Annotated in this window: 8 protein-coding genes and 2 riboswitches; of the genes, 7 read left to right on the top strand and 1 reads right to left on the bottom strand. The window is 51.0% G+C overall.

Annotation, left to right across the window (positions count from 1 at the left end; all coding sequences use genetic code 11):
* Complete coding sequence (locus HH215_RS17365) at positions 1-798, top strand: ABC transporter permease (RefSeq protein ID WP_169281061.1); 798 nt, start codon at positions 1-3, stop codon at positions 796-798.
* A 695-nt stretch (positions 799-1493) separates the two neighbouring features.
* On the opposite strand, the gene HH215_RS17360 is transcribed toward HH215_RS17365, so the two are convergent.
* Complete coding sequence (locus tag HH215_RS17360) at positions 1494-2162, bottom strand: DNA-binding response regulator (protein WP_169281060.1); 669 nt, start codon at positions 2160-2162, stop codon at positions 1494-1496.
* A 201-nt stretch (positions 2163-2363) separates the two neighbouring features.
* Here HH215_RS17360 and bcp point away from each other — a divergent pair, with 201 nt between their 5' ends.
* The 6 genes from bcp (at position 2364) to HH215_RS17330 (ending at position 12958) form a co-directional block, all read left to right on the top strand.
* Complete coding sequence (gene bcp / locus HH215_RS17355) at positions 2364-2840, top strand: thioredoxin-dependent thiol peroxidase (RefSeq protein ID WP_169281059.1); 477 nt, start codon at positions 2364-2366, stop codon at positions 2838-2840.
* Positions 2841-2915: 75 nt separating this feature from the next.
* Positions 2916-3623 (top strand): FadR/GntR family transcriptional regulator, encoded by a 708-nt coding sequence (locus HH215_RS17350; RefSeq protein ID WP_169281058.1) that lies wholly within the window; start codon positions 2916-2918, stop codon positions 3621-3623.
* A gap of 216 nt (positions 3624-3839) precedes the next feature.
* A complete protein-coding gene (locus HH215_RS17345) occupies positions 3840-5054 on the top strand; it encodes an MFS transporter (protein ID WP_169281057.1) in 1215 nt (404 codons plus the stop codon).
* Positions 5055-5254: 200 nt separating this feature from the next.
* Positions 5255-6775 (top strand): glutamine-hydrolyzing GMP synthase, encoded by a 1521-nt coding sequence (gene guaA, locus HH215_RS17340; protein ID WP_169284439.1) that lies wholly within the window; start codon positions 5255-5257, stop codon positions 6773-6775.
* A 210-nt stretch (positions 6776-6985) separates the two neighbouring features.
* Positions 6986-11146, top strand: coding sequence for an S-layer homology domain-containing protein (locus HH215_RS17335; protein ID WP_169281056.1), 4161 nt, complete (start codon positions 6986-6988; stop codon positions 11144-11146).
* 224 nt (positions 11147-11370) lie between these two features.
* Positions 11371-11471, top strand: a riboswitch (purine riboswitch).
* Between the two features lie 137 nt (positions 11472-11608).
* Complete coding sequence (locus HH215_RS17330; protein ID WP_169281055.1) at positions 11609-12958, top strand: NCS2 family permease; 1350 nt, start codon at positions 11609-11611, stop codon at positions 12956-12958.
* Positions 12959-13268: 310 nt separating this feature from the next.
* A riboswitch (purine riboswitch) is annotated at positions 13269-13367 on the top strand.
* The last annotated feature ends 51 nt before the right edge of the window (positions 13368-13418 follow it).

The following is a 13418-nucleotide window of genomic DNA, read 5'->3' as shown; positions in this document are numbered from 1 at the left end:
ATGAGCCGTTATGCTTTTATGCTGGGGTTGTATCGGGATTATTTTGCGAATTATATGAAAACAAAACTAAGTTACCGGGCGGATTTCTGGATCGAGGTTTTGTCGGATTTGATGTTTAACGGATTGAATCTGGTGTTTATCTTCATCGTGTTCATGCACACTCCGTCTTTAGGGAATTGGAGCGAGGCGGAAGTCGTCTTCGTATATGGTTATTTCATGATCGCCTCGGGGCTGTTCTCGACGTTCTTCAGCGCCTGGAATTTCAGCGAGCGGTATATCGTTAAAGGAGAGATGGACCGGGTGTTGACCCGGCCGGCTCATTCGCTGCTGCAAGTTATGCTGGAGAACATGGATCCTCCCGCGATCGTCGGATCGATCGTCGGTTTGGTTATCATGATTAGTTCGTGGACGACGCTTGGGCTGCCGTTTCATTGGTACGATCCGTTCGTGCTGATCATTATGGTGCTGGGCTCGTGTTTCATCTATATGGGCATCTACACGGCGTTGTCCGCGATCTCCTTCTACTCGGATGCGCCGACCGGTATCGGTCCGTTGATCTACAACATTCAGAACTACGGCAGATATCCCGTCGAGATCTACAACAAAACGATCAAGTTTCTGCTGACGTGGATACTTCCTTTTGCTTTCGTCGGCGTGTATCCGGCATCGTTCTTCCTCGGTCGCCTGGATGAATGGTGGATGGCGTGGCTTACCCCGGTCGTCGGAGTCGTCGTGCTCTCGCTCGGCCTCTGGTTCTGGAACTACGGCGTTCGCCGTTATCGCGGCGCGGGTAGCTGATTCGGCGGTTTGAGTAACTAACGAGGATCGTAGTAACGCCAATTGACGAATAAGTAACTAAGTAATTGCGCATTATCGCCAACAGACGAATGAGTAAACAACGTTGCAATATCGCCAAAGACGAAAAAGTAACAACCAAGTGTCATGCATCACTATGCACAAAGAAACCAATGAGCGCCGTAGTAACGCCAACAGATGGAATGAGTAGCTAACAAACGCCACACATCACCATGCACAAAGAATCCATTGAGCGCCGTAGTAACGCCAACAGACGAAAGAGAACCAACATTACCGCCAAAGACGAAAAAGTAACCAACAAGCGCCACAGCATCACTATCGACATAGAAACCAATGAGCGCCGTAGTAACGCCAACCGACGAATGAGTAACCAAACAAGCTCCGCAGCTTCACCATAGACAAAGAAACCAATGAATGCCGCGGTAACGCCAACAGACGAATGGGAAACCAACAAGCGCCTAAGTAACGCCAGAGAGAGTAACATCTGCCAGTCTTTAACGGAAGAGAGTTCCGTTATTCCAAGGGGTGCCTCCATTGCTTCACATGATAACGGAACTGTTTTCCGCTAAATCTCATGAAACAAAGTATATGATAGATATTTCTTGAAATAACGGAAGCGATTTCCGTTAAGCAGAGAAAAACTCGACTGAACCGTAGGATAACGGAAGAGCGTTCCGTTATCCCAAATAAAGATTTCTACTGCGAGGCGTGGCGCGATAAGCACGAATACGTTGGGAGCCGCTAACACCTTCCAATAATTCCATCCTGACGAGTTCATGCAATAAATCACGTGCGTGACGGTCGCTAATCCTTAACCGAAGACTTACTTCAGTCGGGTTAAGCGGTTGTTGCGAGCGAACGGCAAGACGCATAATTTCCCTTTGTTTTACTGATAATTCTGGCGTTTCCGTATAAACACCGCCATACAACTTACCTAACACCTGAAGAATGAGTTGCCGGCATTGCAGGGGACGCTCCTTGATGGCATCCAGGGAAAACCTGTAAATCTGCCAGCCGTCCAGCATGAGTTGGTTTTGCCGGTCTTTCTCGTAGTCGAAACCTCTTCGGGTGATATTTTTCGCATGCGAGCTGAAATCGTCGATTTCCCAGTTGATGAGATGGGGAGTCCTGATGTAAGCATAATCGAGATAATAGGAACTATTTCGGGAATGAGGGACTTCGAATTCGGCATGAAGAAAATCAAAATTACCGAATAGAGGCCACCACAGCTCCTGAGCGAACAGCTTCTCCGACTGTCCATGATCTTCGGTTAATTTACGCAGAGGCTCGCCTTTCCGCGACTTCCGTTGATTCGCCAACCATTGCTCATACTGAACTTCGAACATGTTATTTTCTCCTCCTCGAGGCGAATGAAAACGACAAAAACCGCGCTCTCCCCAACCGGGGAAAAACGCGGCGTGCTTCGCTCGCTCCTATTAAATTGCTATAATACAAATATAAGCTTGAATCCCGAGTTTGTCACGATAGTTAATCTGCAAAGTATCGCCGTTAATTTCTAGCCCGACAATGCCAAAGGAGTTTTACCCATGATGCAATCTCAGCAGCTTCAAATCGGTCTTCCCGTCCCGGACTTCGAGCTTCCCGCCACGAACGGCAAGACGGTACGGTTAAGCGATTATCGCGGGCGTAAGGTGATCCTCTACTTTTACCCGAAGGATATGACTCCGGCGTGCACGCAGCAATCGTGCGATTTCCGCGATGCCAGTCCGACGTTCAAAAAGACAAAGGCGGTTGTTCTCGGCGTCAGCACCGATGAGCTCAAGCGTCATTATAAATTCATAGAGAAGTACGAGCTTCCGTTTCTGCTGTTGGCGGATCCCGAGCACCGGGTATGCGAACTGTTCGGAGTATGGCAGGAAAAGAAGCTGTACGGCAAAACCTACATGGGAATCGTGCGCTCCACGTTCCTAATCGACGAGCAAGGCCTCCTAAGTCAAGAATGGCGGAACATTAAAGTCAAAGGGCATGTCGATAACGTAAAGAAAGCTCTCCTCGCAAAATGAGGGGTTCTTTTTGATTTTTAGGGATTTTCAACGGTCGACGGATATGTTAATATGCTTTAAACAGGAGATGATCTGATGAATTCCGGCTCAAAGGTTTCCTTCCAAGCGCTTAACCGAACGAAGCTTGTCGACGACGTGGTCATTCAACTTCAGAAGACGATTTCGGGTGGCGAACTTAAGCATGGCGATAAAATTCCGACCGAACCCGAGCTGATGGAGCAGTTCGGCGTAGGCCGTTCCACGATACGCGAAGCGGTCAGAGTCCTCGTGCACGCGGGGCTGCTGGAGAAGAAACAAGGCTTCGGAACTTTCCTTGCTTCGACGCCGGTCATTCAAGAGCCGCTAGAGCATAGGCTAAGAAGGGCCGAGATCGTAGAAGTATATGAAGTCCGTAAAATGCTGGAGTTGGAAATCTCGAGGCTCGCAGCCGAAAGACGCGAAGATCAGGATCTGGAGCACATGCGCCGCCATCTCGACCAGCGGTCCGAAGCTTTGGATAAGGGAGACACGAACGGTTACTTAAATTCGGATATCGAATTTCATATTGCCATTGCCGTGGCGAGCAAAAACCATGTCGTCGTCGATCTTTACCGAACGTTCTCTTCCGCGTTGCGCGAAGCGCTCTACAAGCTGGCCAAGGAACAGGAGGGACACGACCCGAACACCGAGATACACGAGAAAATATACGAAGCGATCAAAGCCAAGGACGTTTCGGCCGCCGAGCATTGGACGCTCCGGAATCTGGATGGCACGGTTGGACAGCTTAGAGACAGGATGAGATAGGATATCCGCGATAAGCCGTTGGGGAACCGTCCCACGCTATTAAACGTCAGATGATAAGATGAAGCAAAATTAAATTGCGACAAAAGATAATCGCAATGCCAGCGGGATTGGTGGGTTCAGCGCAACAAGAGTAAGCCCGCAAGAAAGCCCGCAAGACTAAAGAAACAATAAACTCCCACTACAAACATCAGATGATAAGACGAAAGGATGTTCGGCATGAGCACCAAACAAGCTGCCACTATGGCAAACGTACAGATGAACACGGTCTATTCTATATTGTTCTCCATCAGTCTCGTTCATTTGCTGAACGATTCCATTCAATCCGTAATTCCCGCCATCTTTCCGATTCTTCAAGAGTCAATGCAGCTTACGTTCGCGCAGATCGGATGGATTGCCTTCACGCTTAACGTAACGGCTTCCTTGCTGCAGCCGATGATCGGTTTATATACCGATTCCAAGCCCAAGCCGTTCTTGCTTCCCGCGGGAGTGCTGTTCTCGCTACTCGGCATGGTCGTGTTGGCCTTTGCCGATAGTTATTGGCAGATCATTGTGTCGGTCGTTCTGATCGGATTCGGTTCCGCCGTCCTCCATCCGGAGGCATCCCGGGTCGCTCATATGGCAGCGGGGGCTCGCAAAGGCTTAGCGCAATCGATCTTCCAAACCGGCGGTAACATCGGGCAAGCATTGGCTCCTGTTTTTACGGCTCTCATCTTCGTTCCGTTCGGTCAATTCGGAATCATCTGGTTTACGATCGCAGCCGCGGCCGCTTTCGTCGTTCAGATTTACGTGGCGAGGTGGTACAAGGCTTACATCGGCAGACAAACCGCGAAGAAGAAGGAAGTCGTCAAGAGAGAACCGCTTCCTACGAAAACGATCGCTTACGCGATGACGATTCTTATCATGCTCCTATTCTCGAAATTCGTGTACGTCGCTAGCATGACGGGTTTCTTCTCGTTTTACTTGATCGATCATCACCATATCTCAACGGAATACGCGCAAGTGTTCATCTTCGCATTGCTAGCCGCGGGAGCCGTTGGCACTTTCATGGGCGGACCGTTGGCCGACAGATTCGGCAGAAGAAATATGATTTGGTTCTCTATATTAGGTACCGCTCCGTTCTCGTTGCTGCTTCCGTATGCGAATCTTTTCTGGTCGGTCGTGCTGCTTATCTTCATCGGGTTTATTCTGCTTTCCGGGTTTTCGGTCATTATCGTATATGCTCAAGAGCTTCTGCCTGGAAAAGTAGGCATGGTATCCGGCTTGTTCTTCGGATTGGCTTTCGGACTCGGGGGAATCGGATCCGTTGTTCTCGGGACGCTGGCCGACGCGACAAGCATATCTTTCGTGATCAAGCTATGCGCGTTCTTGCCGCTCATCGGATTATTGGCCGTCTTCCTGCCGACGGATCGCAAATTAAGACTAGCCCAATGACGCATGTAGGGATATTTTCATGATTACTGGACTCGGGAATCAATCCTGGCCGAGCCTCTCGCCTTGACGCTGTCGAAGCCGCAAAGCTATAATAACTTCAATTGATTTTACCCCGCGGAACGGATAGGACCGTCAGTAATGGCGATTTAAGGTTTACGCTTAGGAGGCTCGGTTTACTAGTGACTACTCATCAGCACGAAATGATCGTCGTAATGGATTTCGGCGGCCAATACAACCAATTGATCGCCCGCCGCATTCGCGACTTGGGCGTGTACAGCGAACTTCTTCCGTTCAACACGACGGCGGACAAGCTTCGCGAGCTCGCGCCTAAAGGGATCGTATTTTCCGGAGGACCGGCAAGCGTGTATGCGGACGGAGCGCCGAAAGTCGATCCGGCCATCTATGAGCTCGGAATTCCGATTCTAGGCATTTGTTACGGCATGCAATTGATCACTCACCAGCTGGGCGGCAAGGTCGAAGCGGCCCACAAACGCGAATACGGCAAATCGGATGTGGATTTCGTTGCTGGCTCTCCCCTAGTTCAAGGACTAGACAGCCGTCAAACGGTTTGGATGAGCCATGGAGACCACGTTACGGAATTGCCGGCGGGATTCCGCGTCGACGCAAGCACGGAGCATGCTCCGGTAGCGGCCATGAGCGATCCGGATCGTAACTTCTTCGCCGTTCAATTCCATCCCGAAGTTCGTCACTCCGTGCACGGCAACGAGCTGATTCGCAACTTCCTGTTCGGCGTATGCGAATGCAAAGGCGACTGGACGATGGGCTCGTTCATCGACGACATGATCGCGGACATCCGTAAGGAAGTCGGGGACAAGAAGGTGCTTTGCGCATTGTCGGGCGGCGTGGATTCCTCCGTCGTCGCGATTCTGATCCATAAGGCGATCGGGGATCAGCTGACTTGTATGTTTATCGACCACGGACTTCTTCGTAAAGGCGAAGCGGAAAGCGTCATGGAGACGTTCGTCGGCAAGTTCGGCATGAACGTCGTCAAGATCGACGCGAGCGAACGGTTCCTTGGGAATCTGAAAGGCGTCGACGATCCGGAGAAAAAACGCAAAATCATTGGCACCGACTTCATTCGGGTGTTCGAGGAAGAGTCCGCGAAATTCGACGATTTCACGTTCCTCGCGCAAGGCACGCTGTATACCGATATCGTTGAAAGCGGCACCGCTACGGCGCAGACGATCAAGTCTCACCATAACGTCGGCGGCTTGCCGGAAGACATGAAATTCAAATTAATCGAACCGTTGAAGACGCTGTTCAAGGACGAGGTGCGCAAAGTCGGCGCGGAATGCGGCTTGCCGGAAGCGATCGTCATGCGCCAACCGTTCCCTGGTCCGGGTCTGGCGATCCGCGTGCTTGGCGAAGTGACGGCGGAGAAGCTCGAGATCGTTCGCGAGTCCGATGCGATCCTTCGCGACGAGATCGCCAAAGCGGGTCTCGACCGCGAAATCTGGCAATACTTCACGGCGTTGCCGGGCATGAAGAGCGTCGGCGTCATGGGCGATGGCCGCACGTATTCGTACGCCGTAGGCATTCGCGCCGTGACGTCTATCGACGGAATGACCGCCGACTGGGCAAGAATTCCGTTCGACGTCTTGGAGAAGATTTCTAACCGCATCGTCAACGAAGTACAGAACGTTAACCGCATCGTATACGATATTACTTCCAAACCCCCGGCTACGATCGAGTGGGAATAATAGAACCGTCGCATTAACCTTAAGAAGCCTGGCGAGATTTTACTCTCGCAAGGCTTCTTTTTGCATGATTAACAATTAAACCGGACTGTCAGAAGTATTTTTGTAGTTAACATAGGGCTTATCTTACGGTTACATTAGCGGGCTAGCATGGTAAATAGTGGCCTAAAATCCATAGAAGTCAACAAGAAAGTCAGAGGAGAGTGAAGGATCGTGAGTTTTTATCATCCTTTTATAAGGAAAATGGTGTTTGGAATGCTGGCATTGGCGGTATTCATCCCGTTTATTCCACCCGCAATTTCCGCGACGCCAACCGCTTTTGCGGATTCGGGCACTCCAAGCGGAGTCGTCATGCTGGAGGATTTCGAAACAGACGGATTAAGCAAGGTTAGACTGGAGAAAAAACGGGTGTTCGACGGCAGCTTAACGCTGGAATCGAATCCGAAATACGTTCGCAACGGTGCCCACTCGGCACGGCTCGATTACGATATGATCGGAATCGAAGACAATCCGTCGCAGATTTCCATCGGCGCCGTTCCTTACACGATGCCGATTCAAGGCTATCCGAAGAAAATCGGAATGTGGGTGTACGGCAACAACGACGGTCACCTGCTGACGACGAAATTTCGCGATTCTAGGGACAGTTCGTTCACGATGAACCACTACGCGGATGAAAACGTCGGAATCGACTGGACGGGATGGCGTTACCTCGAGGTCGATATCGAACAGGGCAGACCCGCTCCGATCGTACTGGAGCTTTTCTTGCAAATGAAGCAATCTGATATGAGCAAGAAAAATAAAGGTTCGCTATGGGTGGACGACATTCGGCTCATCTACGATCCGATTGACGAAGACACGAGCGTCCCCGTCTTGACGCCTTCTTATCCGGCGCCGAATCAGACGATAAACGGTCCGTTGTCCCAGATTATTTTGTCGGCGGACGATATCGGGTCGGGTATCGATCCGAATTCTATTTCTTTTAAGTTGGATGGCCAATCCGTTAGTTCGATCACTTACGATCTCGGGAGCAAAGTGATTGCCTATTCCCCGGCGACTCCTATAGGAGGAGGTTACCATGAGGTAATCGCGGAAGCGCGAGATCTGGCCGGCAATCCCGCGACAGCCGAGTATTCGTTTAACGTCGAACAAGGTACGCGGCTTGCCATGATGGCTCCGGAGGAAGCGATAAGCAACGAGATTTATCGTCTGCAGCTTCAGGCCAAGGACGTTAGCGTAGCGGAGAGCGTGTATGCCAAGCTTAAATTCGACCCTGCAATCTTGCAGGTGACGAACGTCTCTGGACGCCCGGGCTTAGTTGACGTGCAGACCGCTATCGACAACGTAGGAGGATATGCGGAATTCCGTGCTTCCGGTTTGAACGGAGACTCGGAGACGCCTCTAGCGAACATAGATTTCGAAGTGAGCCGCAACGCGAAAATGGAACGTGGAGAAGCATATAAACAAATTCGCATGGTCGAAGGCGGATTCGGCTATGCAGGTGGGATTTCAACCGCATCCTTCGCGGCTCCGCAGCATTATAGGATCGGTTTTCCCTATAAATTAAACATTATGGGAACGTCGCTGCTAACCGAGAGCCTCCTAACCGTTACGAGTCATTCCGGCGTACCCGTGGAAGGGGCGGAGATCGAATTTACCGATGCCAACGGGCCTCAGACTTACGTGACCGTAATAGCGGCGAGTTCGAAAGTTTACGCGAGCGCAAGTGCTTCCTCTGCTGAGTTGCTGACCGTTAGGCAGGGACAGCAACTGTTCGCGACAATCGGAAGCACGTCCGGATACGTGAACGTTTATTTGCCCGACGGTACTAAGAAAGGCTGGATATCCGTCGCGGACGTTCAGCAAAACAATCTCAAACAAGGTCTGGGCATGACCGATAGCAAAGGCGAAATCCGTACTTCGCTCGCTACTCTCGCGATAGGCGTTTGGTCCGTGCAGGCGGTCAAAGACGGCGGAATCAGCGAACGGATGAAATGGACGATCGTTCCCCAGTTCGGATCGGACAACCCTGAGCATGTACAAACTTACGTGAACGAGGATATGGCAACGATGATGAGCGTGGCTTGGCAGACGGCGCCGCGCATTCAACAAACGCAAATTCAATACGTCAAGGATAGCGAGTTGCCGAACGGAGACTTGACCCTCGCGGCAGGGAAAGCGACCAGCAAGAACGCGAACTCGGATTTGCAATTGCTTAGCATGACCGAGAACGGAGCGAAAGGCGAGATTCGTTTCCATAAGGCGCTAGTAACAGGACTTACTCCGGGCACGAAGTATCATTACCGGGTAGGTTACGAAGGCCATTGGAGCGATTGGAACGCTTATAAGACGGCGAATTCTACGGCGTACAAGCCGGTGTCGTTCGTGTTCGTAACCGATTCGCATACTAAGGAAGACAACGGGTTGGAGATTTATCAGAAGCTTATGGGCGACGCCTTCAAGAACTATCCGGAAACGCAGTTCGTCATGCACGGCGGCGATTTGGTCGATAACGGCGGAGCTTTGAACGAATGGAACCAGTTTTGGAAAGCTTCGTCCATTTACGGGGCTTCGATTCCTACGGCTATGGCCATCGGAAACCATGACGTTAAGAGCGAAGGCAAGGACGTTTTCACCAAAGGGTCGGGACTTCCCGACAACGGACCGGAGACTCAGAAGAAATACGCGTATTCGTACGACTCCGGTGACGTTCATTTTATCGTGCTGAATTCCGAGGCAAGCGAAGAGAACATGGTCAAGCAGGCGGAGTGGCTGCGCGAAGATATTCTCAAGAGCAAGAAGAAGTGGAAGGTAGCGATGTTCCATAGACCGGCGTATCACACGGAAGCGGGCCGGGAGACGTTGGTCGAATATACTCAAACGTATTTCGCGCCTATCCTGGAAGGGTTGGGAGTGGATCTCGTCCTTGTCGGGCACGATCATGTCTATGCGCATACTTATCCGATGAAACAAGGCAAGCCATTAAAGAACGGCGAGCGCGGGACGGTTTATTTGGACGGCGGAGCCGCGGGATGGAAGTTCTACGACGGGATTAAATACGATTATTTAGATTTCGTTTACGACGATGATATAGCGGTTTATTCGGCGATTCAGATTGCGTACGACAAAATCACGATTCAAGCCCGCACGGAAAACGGCGACATCGTCGACAATTACGCGATCGAGAAAAAGGATACAAGCACCGTTACGCCTCCTTCTTCGGGAGCCGGACCTTCCGGAGCCGGCGGAGAAACGGAGAAGGAACCGAATCCAAACGTACGTACGGTTTCGAAAACGGAATGGGAGACGGCGGCGAAAGAAGGCAAACTGGTCGTCGGACTCGGAAGCGAGGGCGGAGAGTTGCGATTGCCGACGAACGCGGCGGACGTGCTTAAGTCAGGAGGACTGACGGTCACGTTCGGATCTTCGATGATCGTATCGTTCAGCCCTTCCCAGTTGCGGAATGCGGCGGCAGGTTTGGGGGCCAATGAATTGTTGGCGTTGGAAGTAAAGGTCGAGAACGTGTCGGCGACAGCCGAGTTGTTGCGTAAAGCGCAACAGAAGGAAAAAGCTTCGCTAAGCGCGTCCGGAACGGCATTCCTAATCACGGTTTCTTCCGTGAACGAAGAGGGTAAGCGGCAGGCCATAGGCGCTTCGGCGTCCGGCATGACGTTCGCGCTGCCTTCGGGTGCCGGGAACAAACTCACGGGTCTGTACGAAATGATGCCGGATGGATCTGCCATATACGTTAAAGGCACGAATTCGGCAGGAAAGAGGGAAGTCCAGCTCGTCGCGGGACATACGTACATGTTGCTCGACTATAAAATGAACTACGTCGATTTACCCTCGACCCACTGGGCCTACAGCGAGATTATGCAATTGACGGCGGGACATACCGTACAAGGCGTCGATAATTCCCGATTCGCGCCTAACCGCGAAGTGAATCGCTCCGAATTCGCGGCGATGCTTGTTCGCGAATTGGGGTTAAAGGCTTCGTCAGCTTCCGGCTTTAACGACGTGGCGGGAGATGCTTGGTACGCGGATGCGATCGCCGCGGCCAAAGAGGCGGGGTTAATTACCGGCTCGTCGACGAACAAGTTCAATCCGAATGCTCCAATTACCCGGCAAGAGATGGCGGCAATGATCGTCAGGGCTTACGAATTTCTTCGGACGGGCAGCAAATCATCGGATTCGAGCGCAGGCTCAGGTTCGTTCTCCGATATGGGAGACGCTAAGGATTGGGCAAAGAATGCCGTGGCGAAAGCGAAAGCGCTCGGACTCGTGAACGGCGACGCAAGCGGAAAATTCCGACCGTACGATCGCGGTACTCGAGCGGAAAGCGCCAAGCTAGTCGTTCGGCTGAGCGAAGTCAAATAGAGGGACTATCGCTTCGGACATTATCGCGTCCGGAGCGATTTTTTTTGGATAAGATAGGAAAAGGTTCGAAGGTAATTTTGGTTTTGTTCTCGCTTTCATTGTAAATGAAACGCTCTCATCGTAGAAAAGTCTGTCAATTCCGAACGATTGATGCGTTTTTAACCCTAAAATATTCGTAAATAACCGTTGACAGACAAGGTCTTACGACCTAGAATATGGATTGGACAAACAACTGAATAGCTTTTCGTATAATCCCGGGAATCGGCCCGGGAGTCTCTACGAGGTCACCGCAAATGATCTGTCTACGGAAAGGGAAAGCATGCTAGAAGGGGCATCCGTGCCTCGATAGTATGGATTTTCCCGGTTGTGCGGAACCTAGGAGATTATTCTTCTGGGTTTTTTGTATGTTCATACTTAGTTTTTCCACATTCATTCAAATTTGAAGGGAGAGTTTATTGAGACATGGAAAGTTTCTTTAAGCTAAAAGAACTGGGGACGAATGTACGCACAGAGATCATGGCGGGAATCACGACCTTCATGACGATGGCCTACATTTTGGTAGTAAACCCGGGAATTTTGTCGGGAGCAGATTTGAGCTTCACATCTGTATTCCTCGCAACCGCGTTAGCGGCAGGTATTTTTACGATTGCAATGGGTTTGTTCGTTAACTTCCCGGTAGCTTTGGCTCCAGGGATGGGACTTAACGCATTCTTCGCAACGACTATCGTTACTTCTAAAGCGACGGGGCATCCGATTACGCCCGAGATGGGACTTGCGGCCGTATTTATTTCAGGTATTATCTTCTTCATCCTAACGGTGACTCAAATTCGTCAGCTGCTTATCGTAGCGATACCGGATGGTTTGAAACATGCGATCACGGTCGGTATCGGCTTGTTCATCGCGATCGTCGGTATGAAAACAAGCGGTCTCGTGACGATCTTAGTGTTCGAAGACGGCGGTACGCTGCTTTCGATGGGGCACTTGGCGAATCCAAGCGTATGGCTGACCATCGTTGGACTCGGGATTATCGGGATTTTCATGGTACTGCGCGTTAAAGGCGCAATCTTGCTCGGTATGGTCTTAATCACCTTAATTGGTGCGCTTCCGGGAGTTGATCTCGTAAGCTTCAGCTCGCTGAAAGGCGCGGACTGGGCTCCGGATTTCGGCGAATTGAACTTCTGGGCGATGGATTTTGCCGACCTCTTCACTACGGGGCTCTTGACGGCAATTGCAACCTTTACTTTCGTTGAGCTATTCGATACGTTCGGAACATTGGTCGGTACGGCCAACCGCGCCGGATTTTTCAAAAATAAAGAAGAAGGCACGAAAAAAGTCGGTAAAGCGATGTTCGTTGACGCGGTAGCGGTCAGCGGCGGCGCGATGCTCGGAACGAGTACGGTAACCGCCTACGTGGAAAGTTCCGCGGGCGTAGCCGCGGGCGGACGCACGGGATTGACTTCCGTAACGACCGGCGTGTTGTTCTTGCTTTCCCTGTTCCTTCTTCCGATCGCGTTGCTTATTCCGGCACCAGCGACTAGCGCCGCGCTGATTATCGTCGGCGTACTGATGGTTCAATCGGTTAAAGAAATCGACTTTACCGACCTGGTTATCGGAATTCCCGCATTCTTAACGATCACGATCATGGCATTCACTTATAATATCGCTAACGGAATTTCCTTCGGAATCGTTTCTTACGTGTTGCTTGCTTTCGTAGCTAGTCTTACGGGCGAGAAGAAACACAAGATTCACTGGCTCATGTGGGTCGTATTCGTCATCGTAATCGCACGTTACGTGTGGGTTGGCGGAGAATAATACGCGTTTATGAACCTAGCGGTTCATGGCATAAATCAACCCCGCTTCACTTCCGCTTAGACGGAGGTGGGGCGGGGTTTTAATTTTAAATAAGAAATAGGCCATTTAAGGGTCTGGAGACATATTGAAAATAATGACAATATTTGAAAATGAACGTATGTGCAAGCGAGGAATGGGTCGAATATACGCGTAAGTATGTCCAAATCCGAACATTAATATTTCGATGTTATGTAAGCGTTCGTCTTTGATTGACAGTTTACCCTTCTCTGCGGTACACTTAGAAACGTCAAAAGAGCATTTAGCTAGCCTGTTACGGGCAAGGCGCAATGCGCGTATAAGTCGGGAATCGGCCCGAACGTCTCTACCCGGAAACCCTAATTTCCGGACTACGCGGCAATCGTCAACGACAGTCATATGGAAGCGCGGACCGTCCAGGTTCGGGCTTTCTCTTGTCGCCGTT

It is taken from the genome of Cohnella herbarum (assembly GCF_012849095.1).
Classification (GTDB): domain Bacteria; phylum Bacillota; class Bacilli; order Paenibacillales; family Paenibacillaceae; genus Cohnella; species Cohnella herbarum.
Note: the sequence above shows the minus strand (reverse complement) of the source record. Positions and strands in the feature narration are given on the sequence as shown.

What these genes read in the sequence shown, in the direction of transcription:
- HH215_RS17365 (WP_169281061.1), top strand. Translation starts at nt 1, where the DNA reads ATGAGCCGTTATGCTTTTATGCTGGGGTTGTATCGGGATTATTTTGCG.
- HH215_RS17360 (WP_169281060.1), bottom strand. Translation starts at nt 2,162, where the DNA reads ATGTTCGAAGTTCAGTATGAGCAATGGTTGGCGAATCAACGGAAGTCG.
- bcp (WP_169281059.1), top strand. Translation starts at nt 2,364, where the DNA reads ATGATGCAATCTCAGCAGCTTCAAATCGGTCTTCCCGTCCCGGACTTC.
- HH215_RS17350 (WP_169281058.1), top strand. Translation starts at nt 2,916, where the DNA reads ATGAATTCCGGCTCAAAGGTTTCCTTCCAAGCGCTTAACCGAACGAAG.
- HH215_RS17345 (WP_169281057.1), top strand. Translation starts at nt 3,840, where the DNA reads ATGAGCACCAAACAAGCTGCCACTATGGCAAACGTACAGATGAACACG.
- guaA (WP_169284439.1), top strand. Translation starts at nt 5,255, where the DNA reads ATGATCGTCGTAATGGATTTCGGCGGCCAATACAACCAATTGATCGCC.
- HH215_RS17330 (WP_169281055.1), top strand. Translation starts at nt 11,609, where the DNA reads ATGGAAAGTTTCTTTAAGCTAAAAGAACTGGGGACGAATGTACGCACA.